Source organism: Nocardioides sp. NPDC101246 (assembly GCF_044767415.1).
Taxonomy (GTDB): domain Bacteria; phylum Actinomycetota; class Actinomycetes; order Propionibacteriales; family Nocardioidaceae; genus Nocardioides.
Genome location: NZ_JBIWNX010000016.1, coordinates 20,336 through 40,961, shown reverse-complemented (window position 1 = coordinate 40,961; position 20,626 = coordinate 20,336). Strand labels below are relative to the sequence as shown.

Below are 20,626 nucleotides of genomic sequence, written 5' to 3'. Positions count from 1 at the left end.
GGTCGGTTCCTCCGGAACGGTATGCAGCAAAAGGCTCACATCCCCCGCGGAACTCCGCACGGGATGTGAGCCTTTTCCTGCATACCTCGACGAAGGAACAGCCCCTACGCCGCCGGCGAAGGCGCCGGCATCGTGTACGCCCCCGGCGTCGGCGTGACGAACACGTTGGCGCCCTCCTCGAGCCGTAGAGCCCGGGCATGCGTACGCGTCAGCTCGGCGGTCACGACCTCACCGTCGTCGGTGAGAACCGTGAGGCGCACCTCGAACCCGATCCGCAGGACGCGCGAGATGGTGCCCTCGAGCGAGTGCTCGGAGATCGGGGACGGGGTCACCTCGACGTCATGGGGCCGGATCAAGGAACCGCCCAGGGTGGTCACGTCGCCGAGGAACGACATCACGAAGTCGTTGGCGGGCTGGTCGTAGAGCTGCTCGGGGGTGCCGATCTGCTCGATGCCGCCCTGGTTGACGACCACGATCTCGTCGGCGACCTCGAGGGCCTCCTCCTGGTCGTGGGTCACGAAGACGGTGGTCACGTGCACCTCGTCGTGGAGCCGTCGCAGCCAGTCACGCAGCTCCTTGCGTACCTTCGCGTCCAGGGCCCCGAACGGCTCGTCGAGCAACAGCACGGACGGCTCGATCGCGAGCGCTCGCGCCAACGCCATCCGCTGTCGCTGGCCGCCGGAGAGCTGCGAGGGCAGGCGGTTGGCGAACTGCGAGAGGTGGACGAGCTCGAGCAGCTCCCCGACCTTCTTGGCGACCTCGGCCTTGGGACGCTTGCGGATCTCCAGCCCGAAGGCGACGTTCTTGGCCACCGAGAGGTGCTTGAACGCGGCGTAGTGCTGGAAGACGAAGCCGACGTTGCGCTTCTGGACCGGCAGCGAGGTCGCCTCGACGCCCTCGATGCTGATCGTGCCCGTGTCGGGGGTCTCCAGCCCGGCGATGACCCGCAGCAGCGTGGTCTTGCCGCCGCCGGAGGGCCCGAGCAGGGCCGTCAGCTGCCCGGTCGGGATGGTCAGGTTGATGTCCTCCAGCGCCACGAAGTCGCCGTAACGCTTGTTGACACCACTTACTTCGATGCTCATGGGATGTGTCCTTTCACCGTACGCGCGCACCGCGGGCGCGCAGCACGAAGACGATGAGGATGCAGATGACCGAGACGCTGGCCAGGAGGAAGGCGACGGCGTACGCGCCCTGCTGGTCGAAGTTGAGGTACTTCTCCTCGACCGCGAGGGTGGCGGTGCGGGTCTGGCCGAGCACGTTGCCGGAGACGACCTTGACCGCACCGAACTCGCCCAGCGAGCGGGCCAGGGTGAGCACGACGCCGTAGATGACGGCCCATTTGATGCCCGGGAGGGTGATCCGCCAGAAGGTCTGCCAGCTGCCTGCGCCCAGCGACGCGGCGGCCTGCTCCTGCTCGGTGCCGATCTCCTCCAGCACCGGGATGACCTCGCGGATCACCAGCGGCAGCGACACGAACGCGGTCGCCATGATGATGCCGGGCGTCGAGAAGATGACCTGGATCCCGGCCGACTCGAGCGTCGGCCCGAACCAGCCGTCGCGGCCGCCGTAGACCAGCACGAGCGCGAGGCCCACGACGATCGGCGAGACCGAGAGCGGCAGGTCGATCATCGCGCTCAGGACGCGCTTGCCGGGAAATTCGGTACGCACCAGCAGCAGCGAGATCGAGACCCCGAAGAGCAGGTTGATCAGCGTCGCGACGACCGCGGCCACGCAGGTCAACTGGATCGCATGCATCATCTGCGGGTCGTTGAAGATCTCGGTGAACGCCTCGGTCGTGAACCCGACATCGGGCACGTGGAAGGCGTTCCAGGCGACCAGGACGACCGGCCAGGCCACCAGCAGCCCGAGGTAGGCGATGACGATGATGCGGAGGACGTACGTCAACGGGGTGCGCGGAGCACGACGGGTCTCAGCCACGGCGGACCATCCTCCTCTGGACCAGGTCGAGGACGACGATGACGGCCAGCGAGACTGCCAGCAGCATCGCCGCGATCGCGGCCGCGCCCTCCGGGTTGTCGTTCTCGATCGCGGACAGGATCCGCACCGAGGCGACCTCGGACTTGAACGGCAGGTTGCCCGAGAGCAGGACCAGGGAGCCGTACTCCCCCATCCCGCGCGCGAAGGAGAGTGCCGCGCCCGCCGCGATGGCCGGGGTCAGCGAGGGCAGGATGATCCGCCAGAACGTGGTGAACCGGGAGGCCCCCAGAGAGGCCGCGGCCTCTTCCACGTCGGCGTCCAGCTCCTCGAGGACGGGCTGCACCATGCGTACGACGAAGGGCAGCGTCACGAACGCGAGGGCGAGGTAGACCGACGTCGACGTGTTCGCCCAGTGCAGGCCGAGGGGTGACTCGGCGCCGTAGAGGGAGAGCAGCACGAGGCCGGCGACGATTGTCGGCAGTGCGAACGGGATGTCGATGATCACCTCGAGCAGGCCCTTGCCCCAGAACTTGTCACGGACCAGGACCCAGGCGATGACCGTGCCGATGACGACGTTGATCAGGGTGACCACGATCGCCGCACGGATCGTCAGCAGGATCGCCGACGCGGTCTGCTCGTTGGTGAGCTGGTCGGCGAAGGCGGACCAGCCGCCGCTGGAGGCGGTGATGATCACCGCCACCAGCGGGATGAGGACGAGCAGGCTGAACCAGAGCATCGTGATGCCGAGCCCGATGCCGCTGGTCCTTGTCAGAGTGGTGGCCGGCCGGCTGCGACGTGTCGGACGTGGGGCAGCCGGCCCGGCCGTAGGGATGGTTGTCGTCATGACCGGACTACTGCGAGGCCTTGCCGGACTTGGCGATGGAGTCGGTCACGATGCCGAGCTCCTCGCCGTCCTCACCGGTGCCGAAGAGCTTCTCCTTGACGCCCGACCAGTCGCGGCCGCCGAAGTCGTTCTCCAGGGTGAGCAGCTGCTTCGGAGCCGGGAACGGGTCGGCCGGGTCCTTGGCACCCTTGATGTCCTCGGGCTTCAGGCCGATCGCGTCCCAGTCGACGACGCCGGGCTCGGCGGTGTTGACCGGGCGGAATCCGGTCAGCGCGAACTGCTTCTGACCGCCCTGGGGGTCGAGGACGAAGTCGAGCCAGTCCTGGGACGGCTTGGAGGAGTCCTTGAGGATGGCGCCGGGGTTCTCGATCAGAACGGTGGAGTCCGGGATGATGTAGTCGAAGCCCTCGCCCTGCTGAGCCGCGAGGATCGCCTCGTTCTCGTACGCGAGCAGCACGTCGCCGGTGCCGCCGAGGAAGGCGGTCGTGGCGTCGCGGCCCGAGTTGGTCAGGGTGACGACGTTCTTGAAGAGCTTGTCGAGGTACGCCTTGCCCTCCTCCTCGGTGCCGCCGTTCTTCACGACCGAGCCCCAGGCGGCCAGCGCGTTCCAGCGCGCGGCGCCGGAGGAGGCCGGGTTGGCCGTGACCACCCCGACGCCGGGCTTGATCAGGTCATCCCAGCCCTGGATGTTCTTCGGGTTGCCCTCACGGACACCGAGCACGACGATCGAGCTCGACACGATGCCCTTGTTGTCGCCGTCGTCCCAGGACGCGTCGACGAGGCCGGCCTTCTCCAGGCGCTGTACGTCGGTGCCGACGGACAGGTGGACGTAGTCGGCCTTCAGACCCGACTCGACCGCACGGCTCTGGTCGCCCGAGGCGCCGTAGGAGGTCTCGAAGGTGACGCCCTCGCCCTCGGGGGTCTTGTTGAACTCCTTGGCGATCGCCTTGTTGGCCGTCTCGGGGACGGCGAAGCCGACGATGGAGATCGACTCCGCGTCACTGTCGCCGCCGGAGCCACCGCACGCGGTCAAGGTCAGGATGCTCGCAGCGGCCAATGCCACTGCAACCTTGATCTTCTTCATCTGGTTCCTCACTTCTGCCCTGCCGAGTCAAGGTCGATCGGGTTACGAATGTCGAGGAGAATACTTGAATTAACCGACTGAATGTGAAAACACACGATCGGTCCGATCCTTGGACGACACCCCGCCCGTCTCGACCGACCTGAGTGACGTCTCGGCTAGGCGCCGGTGGTGCTCAGCGGGGCGACGCTCGCGCGCAGGACCTTGCGGCGGTGGTGAACAGCCTCGGCGCTGAAGATGATCAGCGCGATCCAGACGATCGCGAAACCGGCCCAACGGCCGGGAGGCATCGCCTCGTGGGCGATGAAGACGCCGACGGCGAACTGCAGGATCGGCGCGAGGTACTGGAGCAGCCCGATCGTCACCATCGGCACCCGGATGGCGGCCGCACCGAAGCAGGCCAGCGGCACGACGGTGATGATGCCGAGGCTGATCAGGAGGAGTACGTGCACGACGCCGTGGCCGACGAGCGTGCCGTTCCCGGTGGCTTGGAGAGCGACGATCAGGGCGACCGCGAACGGCGCGGTCACGGCGGTCTCGACGGCCAGCGACTCGAACGGACCCACCCCGGCGCTCTTCTTCAACAGCCCGTAGGTGCCGAACGAGAACGCCAGGATCAGGGCGACCCACGGCAGCCGGCCGTAGTCGATGGTGAGCACGATGACGGACACGAACGCGATCCCGAGCGCCACCCACTGCAGCTTCCGCATCCGCTCGCGCAGGATGATCACGCCCATCAGCATCGTGACCAGCGGGTTGGTGAAGTAGCCCAGGCTCGTCTCCACGATCCGCCCGTTGTTGACGCCCCAGATGTACGTCACCCAGTTGATCGAGATCACCGCGGCGGCCGCGGTCAGCAGCACGAGCTTGCGCCGGTCGCACAGGATCGCCGCCACCTGCTTGCGGCGCCCCACGATCAGCACCAGCGCCGCCGCGACCACCAGCGACCACAGGATCCGGTGTCCCAGGATCTCCCAGGCTCCGGCCGGCTCCAGGAGCGGGAAGTAGAGCGGGAACGCACCCCACATGACGTACGCCGCGGCGCCGAACATCACTCCACGCCGCTGCTCACTCACAGCCTTACGTTACCGCTCCGGGTATGCACTTCTTTACCCGAGGCCGAAGGTCGAGACCTGCCGAGACGTCACTCGCGTCGGCCGAGTTGGCACGTGGGCGCCAACTCGGCCGGCGTACGTGCCAACTTGGCCGACGTAGGTGACGCCTCGGCCGACGTAGGTGACGCCTCGGCTGGTCCGGTCAGACGGAGCGGACGGCGACGATGTCGGCGAAGGCCTCGAGCGCCTTGCGGACAGGGCCCTCGGGGAGTGGCGCGAGGGCGGCCTTGGCCTCCTCGGCGCGGGCCTGGACGTAGTCGCGAGCCTCGGCCAGCGCCGGGTGGGCGCGGAGGAGGGTGACGCACTCGGCCAGAGCCGCGTCGTCGGTGAGGTCGCTGTCGAGCAGTTCCAGGAGCCGAGCGTCGCCAGTGTCGGTGGAACGGCGGGCCAGCAGGACAGGGAGCGTGGGGACACCTTCGCGTAGATCGGTGCCCGGGGTCTTGCCGGACTCGTCCGAGGCGATGTCGAGGATGTCGTCGGAGAGCTGGAAGGCGACACCGACGATGTCGCCGTAGGCGATCAGCGCGTCCTGGATCGACTTGTCGGCCCCGGCGAAGAGCGCACCGTAGAGCGCCGAGGTGGCGATCAGGACGCCGGTCTTCCCGGCCAGCACCTCGAGGTGGTGGTCGACCGGGTCGACACCCTCGGCGGGCGCGACACCCTCGAGGATCTGGCCCTCGACCAGCTTCGCGAAGGTGGCCGCCTGGATGCGTACGGCCTCCGGGCCCAGCTCGGCCGTCAGCGACGAGGAGCGGGCGAAGAGGAAGTCGCCGGTCAGGATGGCGACGTGGTTGTCGAAGCGGGCGTTGGCGGTGTCCTCACCGCGGCGCAGGAGGGCCTCGTCCATGACGTCGTCGTGGTAGAGCGAGGCCTGGTGGGTGAGCTCGACGACGCAGGCGGCGGTGATGACCTCGTCGGAGAGCGTGTCCGGGCCACACTCGGCGGCCAGCAGCACCAGCAGCGGCCGGAACCGCTTGCCGCCGGCCTCCAACAGATGCGACGCCGCTTCCGTGACGAACGGGGAGCTGCTGCGGGCGTAACCCGCCAGCTTCTCCTCCACGATCGCCATCCGAGCGCGCAGCCGCTGCTCGAGCTCGGGATCGGTGATCGGGAGGGCGAGTTCAGGGGCTCGGTCGGTGGGTGCGCTGGTGCTCACCCGATGAATCCTCCCGCATCCACCAACAGGCTGAGCACAGGGCCCGGAATTACACCCAACAAGACGGTGGCGACAGCGCTCAGTGCGATCACGACGGTGGTGGCGTACGAAGGGGTCACGACCGCGGCCGCATCCTCACGCGGGTCGGTGAAGAACATGACCATGATCATGCGGACGTAGAAGAAGATCGCGATGATGCTCGAGCCGATCGCGACCGCGACGACCGGCCACTGACCGGCGCCCAGCGCGGCGGCGAAGACGCCCCACTTTCCGATGAATCCGGCGGTCAGCGGCAGCCCGGCCATCGACAGCAGGAAGACGGCGAAGGTCGCCGCGACCCACGGGTTGGACCGGCCCAGGCCGGCCCAGCGCTCCAGCGAGCCGACCTCGCCGTTGGGCCCTCGCACCAGGGAGACGATCGCGAAGGCGCCGAGGGTCGCGAACCCGTAGGCGGTCAGGTAGAAGAGCACCGCCTGGGTGGAGCCGAAGGCGTCGGTCTGCACACCGAGGAGGCCGGTCAGCAGGAAGCCGGTGTGAGCGACGGCGGAGTAGCCGAGCATCCGCTTCACATCGGTCTGGACCACCGCAAAGGAAGCGCCCAGCAGCATCGTCAGCACCGCGATGACGCCGATCGCCGGACGCCAGATGTCGCCCTCCGCGCCGAAGGCGACGTAGAAGAGCCGGAGCATCGCGGCGAACGCGGCGATCTTGGTGGCCGCGCTCATCCAGGCGGTGACCGGTGTCGGGGCGCCCTGGTAGACGTCGGGGGTCCAGGAGTGGAACGGCACCGCGCCGGTCTTGAAGAGCAGGCCGACGGCCATCAGGCCGATCCCGAGGAGCAGGAGCGGGCTGGAGCCTTCCTCGGCCGCCACGTCTCCGATGGAAGCCAGCGACATCGACCCGGCGAAGCCGTAGACCAGGGCGAGACCGTAGAGGAAGATGCCGGAGGAGAACGCGCCGAGCAGGAAGTACTTCAGCGCCGCTTCCTGGGAGAGCAGCCGGCGACGCCGCGCCAGGCCGGTCAGCAGGTAGAGCGGCAGGGACAGCACCTCGAGGGCCACGAAGAGCATCAGCAGGTCGCCGGAGATGCAGAAGAGCATCATCCCGCCGACCGCGAACATCATCAGCGGGTAGACCTCGGTGTGCTCCAGTCCCCGCTGGGAGGCGGTGCGCTCGGCCGGTGTGCCCGGCAGGGCCGCGGCCTGACCGGCGAAGGCGCTCACCCCGTTGTCGAGACGTCGCTCGGCGAAGAGCGCGACGCCGCCGAGCGAGACCAGCAGCACCAGCCCCTGGGAGAAGACCCCCGGACCGTCGACGATGAGGGCACCCTCACCCGTCGAGGCACCGAGGCTGGAACCGGCGCCGACGGCGACGGTCCCGGCGAGCGCCGCGACCAGACCCGCCAACGCCAGCGAGACCTGGGTGTTGAACCGCGCGGCGCGCGGCGCGAAGGCCTCGACCACGACACCGGCGCACGCCACGGCCAGCACCAGCAGGACCGGCCAGAGGGTGGCGTACGAAATTCCGGGGGACTCGAACATCGCGTCACTCACCTGCCTGGATCACATTGACGAGAGGCTCCACGACCGGCGACGCCGCCGAGATCAGCGGTCCGGGGACGAAGCCGAAGAAGAGAAGGGCGACGAGAAGAGGAGCGACGACGCCGATCTCCCGCCGGTCGAGGTCGGAGACCGGTCTGGAGAGCTGAGCGGGTCCGGTGAAGATCCGCTGGTAGGCCCACAGCACGTAGATCGCGGCGAGCACGATCGCGCTGACCGCGATGACACCGACCAGCCAGTGGTAGTCGAAGGCGCTGATCAGGACCAGGATCTCGGAGACGAACTGGCTCAGGCCGGGCAGACCGGCGGTCGCCAGACCGGCGATCAGGAACGAGCCGGCGAGCACCGGGGTCGCCTTCTCCAGCCCCCGCATCGACGAGATCGAGGCCGTGCCCTTGCGGGCGATCAGGAAGCCGGCGATCAGGAACATCGCCGCGGTCGCGACACCGTGGTTGACCATGTAGAGCATCGCCCCGACCAGGCCCTCGCGGGTCGCCGCGAAGATGCCGAGGGTGATCAGCCCGAAGTGCGACAGGGAGGTCAGACCGATCAGGCGGAGCAGGTCGTCCTGCCCGATCGCCAGCACCGCGCCGTAGACGATCGAGATCAGCGCCAGCACCACCACGACCGGCGTCGCCCAGGCGGACGCCTCCGGCACCAGACCCAGGCAGAGCCGGATCATGCCGAAGGTGCCGATCTTGTCGAGGACGCACACCAGGAGCACCGAGGTCGGCGTGGTCGCCTGCTCGGTCGTGTCGGCCAGCCAGGTGTGCACCGGGAACAGCGGCGCCTTGACCGCGAACGCGATGAACATCGCCACGAAGATCCAGCGCTCGGCGTTGGTGCCGATGTCGAGCTGGGCGAGGTCGCTGATCAGGTAGGACGGCGAACCGGCCTCCGAGGAGACCACGAAGAAGCCGATCAGCGCACCGAGCAGCACCAGCCCGCCGCCGAGCTGGAACATCAGGAACTTGAGCGCGGCCCGGGCCCGGTTGGGTCCACCGTGCTGGCCGATCATGAAGTACGCCGGGATCAGCGTCGCCTCGAAGGCGATGTAGAAGAGGAAGAGATCGCCGGCGGTGAAGGTGAGCAGCGCGAAGGCCTCCAGGGCCAGCGCCCAGGCGTACCACCGCTTGTCGTGGTCCTTGACCGCCGCGACCATCACGAGCGGCACCAGGACGACGGTCAGCATCACCATCAGCTTGCCGAAGCCGTCCATCTCGAGCGCCCAGTGGACGCCGAGCGGCTCGATCCAGACGAGATCGGTGTCGGGGGCCGTGAACATCGTGACGATGCCGGCGATCAGGGTGGCGAGCGCGAAGCCGAAAGCCCACGCCTTGGGCCGCGCCGGCATCACCGCGGTGATCAGCGCACCCGCGAACGGGACGAGGACGAGGATTGTCAGCAAGTCAGCTCACCACGATCAGGGCCAGGGCAACGAGAACCGTGCCACCGAGGACGGAGAGGGCATACGAACGTACGTAGCCGGTCTGTGCCTTGCGGAGCTCACCGGCGATCGCCGCGAGGGCGATCGGGCCACCGCTCATCAGGCCGTCGACGGCGTACTTGTCGGTCGCGAGAGTGCCGCGGACGACCGCCATCCCGGGCGGCACCACGACGTCCTCGACGTGCGGGACGGGCAGGTAGGGAGTCGGCGCGGTCGTGACCGGGCGACGTCCGAAGACGAACCCGGCGGCCGCGACCCCGATCGCGACGACCAGCACCGCGAGGACGGAGGTCGCCCAGACCGGGAGCGGGCCGTGGTGCTCGACGTGGCCCATCGCGACCACCGGCTCGAGCCAGTGCTCGATCCAGCCGCCGAGCGCGAAGACGCCACCGAGGACCGACAGCGCCGCGAGGACGACGAGCGGACCGGTCATGATCCGCGGCGACTCGTGCGGATGTACGCCCTCGGGCCAGCGCTTGCGGCCGAAGAAGGCGAGCATCATCAGGCGGGTCATGTAGAACGCGGTCACACCGGCGGCCAGGAGGGCGATGGTGCCGACCAGCCAGCTGTCGGCGAAGGCGACCTCGAGGATCTTGTCCTTGGACCAGAAGCCGGCGAACCCGGGGAACCCGATGATGGCCAGGTAGCCCATCGAGAAGGTGAGGAACGTGACCGGCATCGCCCGACTCAGGGCGCCGTAGTGCTTGAGGTTCACGTCGTCGTTCATGCCGTGCATCACCGACCCGGCACCCAGGAACATGTTGGCCTTGAAGAAGCCGTGGGTGAGCAGGTGGAAGATCGCGAAGGCGTAGCCCGGCCCGCCCAGCCCGGCGGCGAGCATCATGTAGCCGATCTGGCTCATCGTCGAGCCGGCCAAGACCTTCTTGATGTCGTCCTTCACACAGCTGACCGCGGCACCCCAGATGATCGTCACCAGAGCGACGACCACGACGGCGGTCGAGGCGGCCTCGGCGGCGTCGAAGATCGCGCTGCTCCGGACGATGAGGTAGACGCCCGCGGTCACCATCGTCGCCGCGTGGATCAGCGCCGAGACCGGGGTCGGGCCCTCCATCGCGTCCAGCAGCCAGCCCTGCAGCGGCACCTGGGCGGACTTTCCGCAGGCTCCGATCAGCAGCAGGATGCCGAGCCAGTTGAGGGTGGTCGTGGTGGTGTCGCTGATGTCGATCGCGGTGAAGGACGTCGACCCGAAGGTGACGAAGCAGAGCGCGATCGCCAGGCTCAGGCCCATGTCGCCGACGCGGTTCATCACGAAGGCCTTCTTGGCGGCGGCGGCCGCGGACGGCTTGTACTGCCAGAAGCCGATCAGCAGGTAGGACGCCAGGCCGACGCCCTCCCAGCCGAGGAAGAGGCCGACGTAGTTCTCCGCCAGCACCAGCATCAGCATCGCGGCGAGGAAGAGGTTGAGGTAGCCGAAGAATCGGGTGCGCCGCTCGTCGTCGGCCATGTAGCCGACCGAGTAGATGTGGATCAGCGTGCCGACACCGGTGATGAGCAGCAGGAACAGGCTGGAGAGCTGGTCGTAGAGCAGGTCGAAGCCCACATCGAGGGAGCCGGTGTCGAACCAGGTGTAGAGGTGCTGGACGACCTGCCGGCTCTCCTCGTCGCGGCCGAGGGCGGCGATGAAGAGGACCACGCTGAGCACGAAGGAGGCTCCGGCGAGCCCGACCGCGAGCCAGTGCCCCACCCGGTCGAAGAGCGCCGGGGCCAGCGGCCGCCCGATCAGGATCAGGGCAGCACCGGCGAGGGGCAGCGCGATGACCAGCCAGATCAGCGTGAAGACGCCGCTGGCCTCGACAGGATTTACCACTTGAGCATCCTTGGCTCGTCGACCGAAGCCGTGTTTCTGGTGCGGAAGATGGTCATGATGATCGCCAGCCCGACGACCACCTCAGCGGCCGCGACGACCATCACAAAGAACGCGGTCACCTGCCCGTCGAGGTTGCCGTGCATCCGGCTGAACGCCACCAGGGCCAGGTTGGCCGCGTTGAGCATCAGCTCGACGCACATGAAGACGACGATCGCGTTTCGCCTGGTCAGCACGCCGATCGTGCCGATCGTGAAGAGGATGGCGGACAAGATGACGTACGCCGTGGTGTTGTCTGTCATTCGCCCTGCCCCTCGTCAGCCGATCCGTTCGAGTTGCCTCCGGCGAGGATCGCCGGGACCGACTTCGTGCTCTGCGACCCGTCCGGCAGCAGCGCCGGGGTGTCGTTGCTGTTGTGCCGCGCGAACGTGCCCGGTGGGGGCAGCGGGCCGAGGTGCTTGCCGCTCTTCGCGTAGTCGGCGACCCGCTTCTGGGCCAGATCGGTCTGGCTCTGCTTCGGGTCGATCCGCTCGCGGTGGGCCAGCACCATCGCGCCGATCGCGGCGGTGATCAGCAGCGCACTGGTCGCCTCGAAGGCGATCACGTAGCGCGAGAAGAGGAGGTCGGCGAGGCGTTGTACGTTGCCGCCCTCGTTGGCGCTGGCCAGCCCGCGCATCGTGGCGATGCTCGCCTGGCCGATGCCCGCGATCAGCGTCGCGCCCAGCGCGACCCCGAGGACGACGGCGAGCACCTTCTGCCCCGCGATCGTCTCCTTGAGCCTGTCGGAGGTATCGACGCCGACCAGCATGATCACGAACAGGAACAGCATCAGGATCGCGCCGGTGTAGACCACGATCTGCACCGCGAACAGGAACGGCGCCTCCAGCGTCGCGTAGATCATCGCCAGGCCGATCATCACGACCGCCAGCGACAGCGCGGCGTGGACCGGCTTGCGCGCGAACAGGAGGCCCACCGCCGCGATCACCGTGACCGAGGCGAGGATCACGAAGCTCACTGGACGCGCTCCTTGGGCTCCGGTGCGTAGTAGGAGGTGTCGTCGTTGCCGAGGAACATCGGGTGCGGAGGCGCCTCCATCCCGTCCTCGAGCGGCGCGAGCAGGTCCTGCTTCTCGTAGATCAGGCTCTCGCGAGAGGTGTCGGCGAGCTCGTACTCGTTGGTCATCGTCAGCGCCCGTGTCGGGCAGGCCTCGATGCACAGCCCGCAGAGGATGCAGCGCAGGTAGTTGATCTGGTAGACGCGGCCGTAGCGCTCGCCGGGGCTGTAGCGCTCCTCCTCGGTGTTGGGCGCACCCTCGACGTAGATCGCGTCGGCCGGGCAGGCCCACGCGCACAGCTCGCACCCGACGCACTTCTCCAGCCCGTCGGCGTGCCGGTTGAGCTGGTGCCGACCGTGGAACCGCTCCTCGGTCGGCTCCTTCTGCTGTGGGTACTGCTCGGTGACCGGCTTCTTGAACTGCGTCCCGAACGTCACCGCGAACCCGCTGACCGGGTCCCAGAAACGCTCCTTGAACGAGCGGTCGTCGTTGCTCACTTGGCCTCCTCAGGAGAGGGAAGAATGCGTACGCCGTTGGTGGCTGTCGGCACAGCCGGCGGTCCGAACACCAGCGGCTGCGCGGCACCCCGCACGGCCCCGCCCTGCGGCAGGGTGGGCGTGGGGAAACCGCCGGTCGGTGTGGTGACCTGGGCCTCCTTCTCCGGAAGCCGGTTGAGGAAGCCGAGCACGACGACCACCGTGACGGCCAGGCCGAAGCCGAAGAGGATCCAGTTGGGGCTGAAGCCGCCCTCGATCGCGGCCATCTTGATCACCGCGACGACGACGATCCAGGCGAGGCTCGCCGGCAGCAGCACCTTCCAGCCGAGGAACATGAACTGGTCGTAGCGCAGCCGCGGGAGCGTGCCGCGCAGCCAGATGAAGATCCAGATGAAGAAGAACATCTTCAGGAAGAACCACAGCACCGGCCAGTAGCCCTCGTTGGCGCCGGCCCAGACCGTGCCGAGGCCGAGCGGGGCCCGCCAGCCGCCGAGGAACAGCGTGGTGGCGAGCGCGCTGACGGTGGCCATGTTGATGTATTCGGCCAGGAAGAAGAGCGCGAACTTCAGGCTGGAGTACTCGGTGTGGAACCCACCGACCAGCTCACCCTCGGCCTCGGGGAGGTCGAACGGCGCACGGTTGGTCTCGCCGACCATCGAGATGCAGTAGATCAGGAAGGACGGCAGCAGCAGGGCGCCGAACCACCAGTCCTCCTGGGCCGCGACGATCTGGCTCGTGGACAGGCTGCCGGCCATCAGGAAGACGGTGACGAGGGCGAGCCCCATCGAGACCTCGTAGGAGATCATCTGGGCGCTGCTTCGCAGTCCCCCGAGGAGGCTGTAGGTCGAGCCCGAGGCCCAGCCGCCCAGCACGATCCCGTAGATGCCGATGCTGGCGATCGCCATCACGAACAGCACCGCGACCGGCATGTCGGTCAGCTGCAACGGCGTCTGTACGCCGAAGAAGTTGACCTCCGGCCCGAACGGGATCACCGAGAACGTCACGAACGCGGGCACACAGGCCAGGACCGGCGCGGTGATGAAGACGATCTTGTCGGCCTTCTCCGGCGTCAGGTCCTCCTTCAGCGCCAGCTTCACGCCGTCGGCGAGAGACTGGAGCAGACCGAACGGTCCGTGCCGGTTGGGCCCGATGCGGTGCTGCATCCGGGCCACGACCTTGCGCTCCCACCAGATGTTGAACAGCGTCAGCACGACGCAGACCACGAAGACGAGCAGGACCTTGATCGCGATGATCCACCAGGGGTCCTGGCCGAACTGCTCCAGCCCGTTCACTGCTGCGCTCCCTCGATGGTGACGGTCGAGCCCGGTGAGGCCAGATCCGCCCAGACGCCTCGCCCGAAGCTGTTCGTCGGCACCCACACGGTGTTGTCGGCCAGTTCGGCCGCCATCGCCGGGAGCGTCCAGCTCCCCCGGTCCCCGATGATCGTCACGACGTCACCGAGCTTCTCGTGGAGCGCGGCAGGGATGCGTACGAACGCCGGTCGCGCGGTCGCGGCCAGCGCCTTGTCGCCGCTCTGCAGCGTCCCGTTGTCGAGCATCAGGCGCCAGGTCGCCAGCCGAACCCCCGCCGAATCGGTAGTTGTTGCAGCCGAATCGGTAGTTGTGGGTGACGATTCGACACTTTCGTCCGCCACTTCTGCGGACTCGGCGTCCACAAGTGCGAACTCGGCGGTGATGTGCCCGAGGACCTCAGCGTCGGAGTAGGCCGCGGGCTTGTCGAAGACCTGGGCGAACGGGCGGCGGCGGCCCTCCCAGGTGACGAAGGTGCCGGCCTTCTCCGAGGCGGCGGCGACAGGGAGTACGACGTCGGCGCGCTCGGTCACCGCGGTGACCCGCTGCTCGAGGCTGACCACGAAGCCGGCCTGGTCGAGGGCGGCCAGGAAGGCGGCGGGGTCGGCGGTGTCGTCGGGGTCGACGCCCGCGACCAGCAGTGCGCCGAGGTTGCCGCGGACGATGGCGTCGGCGTCGAGACCACCCTCGCCCGGGAGCAGATCGGCCTCCACCGCGCCCCGGTCGCCGGCACGGCGCGGCACCCAGGCGAGCTTCGCGCCGGTGCGGTCGGCGAGCTCAGCAGCGGCGGAATAGGCGCCGGGGCTGGTCGCCAGCCGCTCGCCGACCAGGATCACCGAAGCCTCGGTGACCCTGCTGACCTGCGACAACGCATCCTTCTCGGCACCGGGAGCGGTCAGGACGACCTCGGCTCCGAGCTTGCGGGAGCCCTCCGAGGCGTACGGACTGAGGGTGGTGATCCGCAGACCCTTGCGGTTCGCCTTGCGCAACCGCAGGAAGAGCGTCCCGGCCTCGTCCTCGGGTTCGAGGCCGGCCAGGACGACGTGGTCGGCAGCATCGAGGTCGGCGTAGGTGACCGAGGTCCCCGCGACCCGTGAGCGCAGGAAGCCCGTCTCCTCCTCCGACAGCGGCCGCGAGCGGAAGTCGATGTGGGGAGTGCGCAGGGTGTCGCGCGCGAAGGCGGCGTACGCCTTCGCGTCCTCCAGCGTCAGGCGACCACCGGGCAGCACACCGACGGAGCCGGCACCTGCCAGCCCGGCGGCGGCGACGGCGACGGCCTCCAGCCAGGACGCCGGCCGGAGCTCGCCGTCCTCACGGACCATCGGCGAGGTGAGCCGGTCACGAACGGCGTAGCGGAAGCCGAAGCGGTCCTTGTCGGAGATCCACTCCTCGTTGACCTCCGGGTCGTTGCCGGCCAGGCGGCGCATGACCTTGCCACGGCGGTGGTCGATGCGGATCGCGGCGCCGCAGGCGTCGTGCTCGGCGACACCCGGCGTCGAGACCAGGTCGAACGGCCGAGCCCGGAACCGGTAGTCGTCCGAGGTCAGGGCGCCCACCGGGCAGATCTGGATGACGTTGCCGGAGAAGTAGGACGAGAACGGCTTGTCCTCGGCGATGCCGATCTGCTGCTGCGCGCCGCGCTGGATCAGCGCGATCCCCGGGTCGCCCGGGATCTCCGCGGCGAAGCGGGTGCAGCGCTGGCAGACGATGCACCGCTCACGGTCGAGCAGCACGTTGGGCGAGAGGTTGATGGGCTTCGGGAAGGTCCGCTTGGTCCCCTCGAAGCGGGTCTCACCCTGGCCGTGGGACATCGCCTGGTTCTGCAGCGGACACTCGCCGCCCTTGTCACAGACCGGGCAGTCCAACGGGTGGTTGACCAGGAGAAACTCCATGATCCCGTGCTGGGCCTTCACTGCCGTGGAGTTCTGCGTCTCCACCACCATGCCCTCGGCGACCGGGATCGTGCAGGAGGCCTGCGGCTTCGGGAAGCCGCGGCCGTTGCCGGCGTCGGGGATGTCGACCAGGCACTGCCGGCAGGCGCCGACGGGCGCGAGCAGCGGATGGTCGCAGAAGCGCGGGATCTCGATCCCGGCCTCCTCGGCCGCCCGGATCACCAGCGTGCCCTCGGGCACGGTCACGTCATGTCCGTCGATCTTGACGGTCACATCGGTCATGCCGCCGCCTCCGTAGAGATAGTCGAAGAATACGGAAGCGGCGGCATGAGCCTTACCGTCGCTCGCTGACGCTCGCTCACTGAACGTCCTCCGCCCATGCCGTCGACTTCTTGGCGTCGAAGGGACAGCCACCCTGCTCCAGATGGGCCAGGTATTCGTCCCGGAAGTACTGGATCGAGCTCGTGATCGGGCTGGTCGCGCCGTCACCGAGCGCGCAGAACGAGCGGCCCAGGATGTTGTCGCACTGGTCGAGCAGCAGATCGAGGTCCTCGGGCTTCCCGTCGCCCTTCTCCAGCCGCTCCAGCACCTGCACCAGCCACCAGGTGCCCTCGCGGCACGGGGTGCACTTGCCACACGACTCGTGCTTGTAGAACTCCGTCCACCGCAGCACCGCGCGCACTACGCAGACGGTGTCGTCGAAGATCTGCAGCGCGCGGGTGCCGAGCATCGAGCCGGCCGCCTGCACCCCCTCGAAGTCCAACGTCACGTCCAGGTGCTCCTGGGTGAACAACGGGGTCGAGGAGCCACCCGGGGTCCAGAACTTGAGCTCGTGCCCTTCGCGTACGCCTCCGGCCAGCTCGATCAGCTTGCGCAGCGTGATGCCGAGCGGTGCCTCGTACTGCCCCGGCTTCTTGACGTGACCGGAGAGCGAGAAGATCCCGACGCCGGCCGACTTCTCGGTGCCCATGCCGGCAAACCAGTCGGCGCCGTTCTTCACGATCGCGGGCACCGAGGCGATCGACTCGGCGTTGTTGATCACGGTCGGGCTCGCGTAGAGACCGGCGACGGCCGGGAACGGCGGCCGCAGCCTCGGCTGACCGCGGCGCCCCTCGAGGGAGTCGAGCAGCGCGGTCTCCTCGCCACAGATGTAGGCCCCGGCACCGGCGTGCACGACCAGCTCGAGGTCGTAGCCGGAGCCGTGGATGTTCGTGCCGAGATGGCCGGCCTCGTAGGCCTCGCGCACCGCGGCGCGCAGCCGCCGGATCACGTGCAGCACCTCGCCACGTACGTAGATGAAGGCACGCTCCGCGCGGATGGCGTAGGAGGAGATGATCACGCCCTCGACCAAGGTGTGGGGCGAGGCCATCATCAGCGGGATGTCCTTGCAGGTGCCCGGCTCGGACTCGTCGGCGTTGACCACCAGGTAACGCGGCTTGGGGTTCTCGGGGTCGGGGGCCGGCAGGAAACCCCACTTCACCCCGGTCGGGAACCCGGCGCCACCGCGACCGCGGAGCCCGGAGTCCTTGACCATCGTCTGTACGTCCTCGGGGGCCATCTCCAGAGCGACATCGAGCGCGTCGTAGCCGCCCTGCTCGGCGTAGGCGGGCAGCGTCCACGCCCGCTCGTCGCCCCAGTTGGCGGTCAGCACCGGGGTCAGGGTGTCAGTCATCGGACGCCTCCTCGGCGATCGTCTCCGACTCGGCGCGATGGGTGTCGGCCACCTCGACGGCCGCGGGCAGCTCCTCCGGTACGTCGGCGGAACCATGGGCATCGCCGGGCGCTGCCCAGCCGCGCTCGCGGGCGAGCTCCAGCCCGACACGCGATGCCGCTCCGGCAGCGGGACCCTCGTCGACGAGCCCGTCCTCGAAGCCGGCGAGAACCCGCTCGGCCTCGCGCCAGCTCGTGATCCGCGCACCGCGCGAGGCCACGACCTCGCGACCCTCACGCAGGTCGTCGACCAGCTGCGAGGCCGACTCCGGGGTCTGGTTGTCGAAGAACTCCCAGTTGACCATCACCACCGGCGCGTAGTCGCAGGCCGCGTTGCACTCGATGTGCTCGAGCGTGATCGCACCATCGGCGGTGGTCTCGTCGTTGCCCACCTCGAGCTTCTCGCGCAGGCAGGCGAAGATCTCGTCGCCGCCCATCACCGCGCACAGCGTGTTGGTGCAGACGCCGACGTGGTGGGTGCCGACGGGATGACGCTTGTACATCGTGTAGAAGGTCGCCACCCCGCTCACCTCGGCGGGAGTCAGCCCCAGGACCGAGGCGCAGGCCTGGATCCCTTCGGGAGTGACCCGACCCTCGACCGACTGCACCAGATGGAGCATCGGCAGCAGGCCGGAGCGGGCCTGGGGGTAGCGAGCGGCGATCTCGCGCAGCTCGTCGTAGGTCTCAGCAGCAAGCGTCATCGGTCGACGCCTCCCATCACCGGGTCGATGGACGCGATCGCCACGATCACGTCGGCGACCATGCCGCCCTCGGACATCACGCTCGTGGCTTGAAGGTTGGTGAACGACGGGTCCCGGAAGTGGACCCGGTAGGGCTTGGTGCCGCCGTCGCTGACCACGTGGGCGCCGAGCTCTCCGCGCGGCGACTCGATCGCGGCGTACGCCTGGCCGGCCGGCACCCGGAAGCCCTCGGTCACCAGCTTGAAGTGGTGGATCAGCGCCTCCATCGACTCGCCCATGATGTGGCGGATGTGGTCGAGGGAGTTGCCCTGGCCGTCGGGGCCGACGGAGAGCTGCGAGGGCCAGGCGATCTTCTTGTCGGCGACCATGACCGGCGCACCGTCGAGGTCGGCGAGCCGCTTGAGCGCCTGCTCCATGATCCGCAGCGACTCCCACATCTCGGCCAGCCGCACCCGGAACCGCCCGTAGGAGTCACAGGTGTCCCAGGTGATGACCTCGAAGTCGTAGTCCTCATAGCCGCAGTAGGGCTGGGTCTTGCGCAGGTCCCACGGATAACCGGTGCTTCGCAGGATCGGGCCGGTGAGCCCGAGCGCGAGGCAGCCCTCGAGGTCGAGGTAGCCGACCTGCTCGAGGCGGCCCTTGAAGATCGGGTTGGCGTTGCACAGCGCCGCGTACTCGGTCAGGCGCTTCTTCATCAGCTCGATGAACTCGCTCACCCGCGTGACGGTGCCCTCCGGCACGTCCTGGGCGACGCCGCCGGGGCGGATGTAGGCGTGGTTCATCCGCAGCCCGGTGATGAACTCGAACAGGTCCAGGCACAGCTCACGCTCGCGGAACCCGATCGTCATCACGGTCAGCGCGCCGAGCTCCATGCCGCCGGTCGCGATCGCCACCAGGTGGGAGGAGATCCGGTTGAGCTCCATCAGCAGGACCCGGATGACCTCGGCCTTCTCCGGCACCTCGGCACCGATGCCGAGCAGCTTCTCCACCCCGAGGACGTACGCCGTCTCGTTGAAGATCGGGGACAGGTAGTCCATCCGGGTGACGAACGTGGTCCCCTGCGTCCAGGACCGGTATTCCATGTTCTTCTCGATGCCCGTGTGCAGGTAACCGATCCCGGCACGCGCCTCGGTGACCGTCTCGCCCTCGAGCTCGAGGATCAGCCGGAGCACCCCATGGGTCGAGGGGTGCTGCGGGCCCATGTTGACGACGATCCGCTCGTCCTTGACGTCCTTGAGGGCGTCGGTCAGCTCGTCCCAGTCCTGCCCGGTGACGGTGAACGTACGTCCCTCATCTTCGGTGGTCGTCATGAGTAGCTCCTCCGGGTGTCCGGCGGCGGGATCGTCGCGCCCTTGTATTCCACCGGGATCCCTCCGAGCGGGTAGTCCTTGCGCTGCGGGTGGCCCGGCCAGTCGTCGGGCATCAGGATCCGGGTCAGTCCGGGGTGGCCGTCGAAGACGATCCCGAACATGTCGTAGGTCTCGCGCTCGTGCCAGTCGAGCGTCGGGTAGACGGCCACCGCGCTCGGCACGTGCGGGTCCTCGTCGGGAGCCGTGGTCTCCACCCGCACCCGACGGTTGTACGTCATCGAGAGCAGGTGGTAGACCGCGTGCAGCTCTTTGCCCTGGTCATCGACGTAGTGCACCCCGGAGACCCCCGAGCAGAGCTCGAAGCGCAGCTCGTCGCGAAGCAGCTGCAGGGCCTCGAGCAGCCGCTCGCGGCGTACGTGGAAGGTCAGCTCGCCGCGGTGGATGACCGCCTCCGCCTCGGTGAAGGCAAGAGCGTCGGCGATCTCCTTGAACCAGCCGCCGTAGGGCTGCACACCGACGTCGCTGGTACGGCTCGGCATCGCGTGCTGGCGGGTCAGACCGCCGTAGCCGCTGGTGTCACCGGTGTCCGCCACCCCGAACATGCCACTGTTCTGGCCGCTGTTCTGGTCGCTCACCGCAGAAGTCCCGTCTGGTCGATCAGCGGCAGCTGGCGCAGCGCCGCGGTCTCGTTGGCGACCTCCTCGTGCTCGGCGTTGACGCCCAGCGAGGTGCCCTGAATCTTGTCGTGGAGCTTGAGGATCGCGTCGATCAGCATCTCGGGACGCGGCGGGCAGCCGGGGAGATACATGTCGACGGGCACGATGTGGTCGACGCCCTGGACGATCGCGTAGTTGTTGAACATCCCGCCGCTGCTGGCGCAGACGCCCATCGCGAGCACCCACTTCGGCTCGGGCATCTGGTCGTAGATCTGGCGCAGCACCGGCGCCATCTTCTGGCTCACCCGGCCGGCCACGATCATCAGGTCGGCCTGCCGCGGGCTCGCCCGGAAGACCTCCATGCCGTAACGGGCGAGGTCGTACTTCGGGCCGCCGCTCGTCATCATCTCGATGGCGCAGCAGGCCAGTCCGAACGTCGCCGGCCAGAGGCTGGCCTTGCGGAAGTAGCCCGCCAGGCCCTCGACGGTCGTGAGCAGAACCCCACTCGGGAGCTTTTCTTCGAGACCCATG

The 20,626-nt window shown here is 68.4% G+C and carries 19 protein-coding genes; all 19 read right to left on the bottom strand.

Translation table 11 applies throughout. From position 1 onward, the window contains the following. Nucleotides 1–104: 104 nt before the first annotated feature. Nucleotides 105–1,082 (bottom strand): sulfate/molybdate ABC transporter ATP-binding protein, encoded by a 978-nt coding sequence (locus ACIRON_RS25165; protein WP_402996599.1) that lies wholly within the window; start codon nt 1,080–1,082, stop codon nt 105–107. Between the two features lie 13 nt (nt 1,083–1,095). Next, on the bottom strand, nt 1,096–1,938 hold the full coding sequence (locus tag ACIRON_RS25160) for a sulfate ABC transporter permease (protein ID WP_402996597.1): 843 nt from the start codon (nt 1,936–1,938) through the stop codon (nt 1,096–1,098). Continuing rightward, entirely contained in the window at nt 1,931–2,782 is an 852-nt protein-coding gene (cysT, locus tag ACIRON_RS25155) for a sulfate ABC transporter permease subunit CysT (RefSeq protein ID WP_402996595.1), read from the bottom strand. Before cysT ends, ACIRON_RS25160 begins: the two co-directional genes overlap by 8 nt. Nucleotides 2,783–2,789: 7 nt before the next feature. Continuing rightward, nucleotides 2,790–3,866 (bottom strand): sulfate ABC transporter substrate-binding protein, encoded by a 1,077-nt coding sequence (locus ACIRON_RS25150; protein ID WP_402996593.1) that lies wholly within the window; start codon nt 3,864–3,866, stop codon nt 2,790–2,792. Between the two features lie 155 nt (nt 3,867–4,021). Then, nucleotides 4,022–4,939: an EamA family transporter RarD gene (gene rarD / locus ACIRON_RS25145; RefSeq protein ID WP_402996591.1), complete on the bottom strand. Its 918-nt coding sequence runs from the start codon at nt 4,937–4,939 to the stop codon at nt 4,022–4,024. A gap of 181 nt (nt 4,940–5,120) precedes the next feature. After that, the gene (locus tag ACIRON_RS25140; protein WP_402996589.1) at nt 5,121–6,134 is read right to left on the bottom strand and encodes a polyprenyl synthetase family protein; all 1,014 of its coding nucleotides are present in this window, start codon (nt 6,132–6,134) and stop codon (nt 5,121–5,123) included. Then, complete coding sequence (nuoN, locus tag ACIRON_RS25135; RefSeq protein ID WP_402996766.1) at nt 6,131–7,675, bottom strand: NADH-quinone oxidoreductase subunit NuoN; 1,545 nt, start codon at nt 7,673–7,675, stop codon at nt 6,131–6,133. The genes ACIRON_RS25140 and nuoN overlap by 4 nt, the downstream gene beginning before the upstream one ends. Nucleotides 7,676–7,679: 4 nt before the next feature. Then, on the bottom strand, nt 7,680–9,101 hold the full coding sequence (locus ACIRON_RS25130) for a NuoM family protein (protein WP_402996587.1): 1,422 nt from the start codon (nt 9,099–9,101) through the stop codon (nt 7,680–7,682). Nucleotide 9,102: 1 nt separating this feature from the next. Beyond that, nucleotides 9,103–10,968 carry an NADH-quinone oxidoreductase subunit L gene (nuoL, locus tag ACIRON_RS25125; protein ID WP_402996585.1) on the bottom strand — a complete coding sequence of 622 codons (1,866 nt, stop codon included), beginning with the start codon at nt 10,966–10,968 and terminating at the stop codon, nt 9,103–9,105. Next, a complete protein-coding gene (gene nuoK, locus ACIRON_RS25120; RefSeq protein WP_008356449.1) occupies nt 10,962–11,267 on the bottom strand; it encodes an NADH-quinone oxidoreductase subunit NuoK in 306 nt (101 codons plus the stop codon). Before nuoK ends, nuoL begins: the two co-directional genes overlap by 7 nt. After that, the gene (locus ACIRON_RS25115) at nt 11,264–11,980 is read right to left on the bottom strand and encodes an NADH-quinone oxidoreductase subunit J (RefSeq protein WP_402996582.1); all 717 of its coding nucleotides are present in this window, start codon (nt 11,978–11,980) and stop codon (nt 11,264–11,266) included. The genes nuoK and ACIRON_RS25115 overlap by 4 nt, the downstream gene beginning before the upstream one ends. After that, nucleotides 11,977–12,516, bottom strand: coding sequence for an NADH-quinone oxidoreductase subunit NuoI (gene nuoI, locus ACIRON_RS25110; RefSeq protein ID WP_402996580.1), 540 nt, complete (start codon nt 12,514–12,516; stop codon nt 11,977–11,979). Before nuoI ends, ACIRON_RS25115 begins: the two co-directional genes overlap by 4 nt. After that, nucleotides 12,513–13,808 carry an NADH-quinone oxidoreductase subunit NuoH gene (gene nuoH / locus ACIRON_RS25105; protein WP_402996578.1) on the bottom strand — a complete coding sequence of 432 codons (1,296 nt, stop codon included), beginning with the start codon at nt 13,806–13,808 and terminating at the stop codon, nt 12,513–12,515. Before nuoH ends, nuoI begins: the two co-directional genes overlap by 4 nt. Then, nucleotides 13,805–16,000, bottom strand: coding sequence for an NADH-quinone oxidoreductase subunit G (locus ACIRON_RS25100; protein WP_402996576.1), 2,196 nt, complete (start codon nt 15,998–16,000; stop codon nt 13,805–13,807). The genes nuoH and ACIRON_RS25100 overlap by 4 nt, the downstream gene beginning before the upstream one ends. 76 nt (nt 16,001–16,076) lie before the next feature. Beyond that, the gene (gene nuoF / locus ACIRON_RS25095; RefSeq protein WP_402996574.1) at nt 16,077–17,390 is read right to left on the bottom strand and encodes an NADH-quinone oxidoreductase subunit NuoF; all 1,314 of its coding nucleotides are present in this window, start codon (nt 17,388–17,390) and stop codon (nt 16,077–16,079) included. Beyond that, nucleotides 17,383–18,129, bottom strand: a complete 747-nt coding sequence (gene nuoE / locus ACIRON_RS25090) for an NADH-quinone oxidoreductase subunit NuoE (RefSeq protein ID WP_402996572.1) — start codon at nt 18,127–18,129, stop codon at nt 17,383–17,385. The genes nuoF and nuoE overlap by 8 nt, the downstream gene beginning before the upstream one ends. Continuing rightward, nucleotides 18,126–19,439 carry an NADH-quinone oxidoreductase subunit D gene (locus ACIRON_RS25085; protein WP_402996570.1) on the bottom strand — a complete coding sequence of 438 codons (1,314 nt, stop codon included), beginning with the start codon at nt 19,437–19,439 and terminating at the stop codon, nt 18,126–18,128. The genes nuoE and ACIRON_RS25085 overlap by 4 nt, the downstream gene beginning before the upstream one ends. Further along, nucleotides 19,436–20,074, bottom strand: a complete 639-nt coding sequence (locus ACIRON_RS25080; protein WP_402996568.1) for an NADH-quinone oxidoreductase subunit C — start codon at nt 20,072–20,074, stop codon at nt 19,436–19,438. The genes ACIRON_RS25085 and ACIRON_RS25080 overlap by 4 nt, the downstream gene beginning before the upstream one ends. Then, nucleotides 20,071–20,625 (bottom strand): NADH-quinone oxidoreductase subunit B family protein, encoded by a 555-nt coding sequence (locus tag ACIRON_RS25075; protein WP_091043013.1) that lies wholly within the window; start codon nt 20,623–20,625, stop codon nt 20,071–20,073. Before ACIRON_RS25075 ends, ACIRON_RS25080 begins: the two co-directional genes overlap by 4 nt. Nucleotide 20,626: the final 1 nt, after the last annotated feature.

What these genes read in the sequence shown, in the direction of transcription:
- nuoE (WP_402996572.1), bottom strand. Translation starts at nt 18,129, where the DNA reads ATGACGCTTGCTGCTGAGACCTACGACGAGCTGCGCGAGATCGCCGCT.
- nuoN (WP_402996766.1), bottom strand. Translation starts at nt 7,675, where the DNA reads ATGTTCGAGTCCCCCGGAATTTCGTACGCCACCCTCTGGCCGGTCCTG.
- ACIRON_RS25165 (WP_402996599.1), bottom strand. Translation starts at nt 1,082, where the DNA reads ATGAGCATCGAAGTAAGTGGTGTCAACAAGCGTTACGGCGACTTCGTG.
- cysT (WP_402996595.1), bottom strand. Translation starts at nt 2,782, where the DNA reads ATGACGACAACCATCCCTACGGCCGGGCCGGCTGCCCCACGTCCGACA.
- nuoF (WP_402996574.1), bottom strand. Translation starts at nt 17,390, where the DNA reads ATGACTGACACCCTGACCCCGGTGCTGACCGCCAACTGGGGCGACGAG.
- ACIRON_RS25100 (WP_402996576.1), bottom strand. Translation starts at nt 16,000, where the DNA reads ATGACCGATGTGACCGTCAAGATCGACGGACATGACGTGACCGTGCCC.
- ACIRON_RS25085 (WP_402996570.1), bottom strand. Translation starts at nt 19,439, where the DNA reads ATGACGACCACCGAAGATGAGGGACGTACGTTCACCGTCACCGGGCAG.
- ACIRON_RS25075 (WP_091043013.1), bottom strand. Translation starts at nt 20,625, where the DNA reads ATGGGTCTCGAAGAAAAGCTCCCGAGTGGGGTTCTGCTCACGACCGTC.
- nuoK (WP_008356449.1), bottom strand. Translation starts at nt 11,267, where the DNA reads ATGACAGACAACACCACGGCGTACGTCATCTTGTCCGCCATCCTCTTC.
- ACIRON_RS25150 (WP_402996593.1), bottom strand. Translation starts at nt 3,866, where the DNA reads ATGAAGAAGATCAAGGTTGCAGTGGCATTGGCCGCTGCGAGCATCCTG.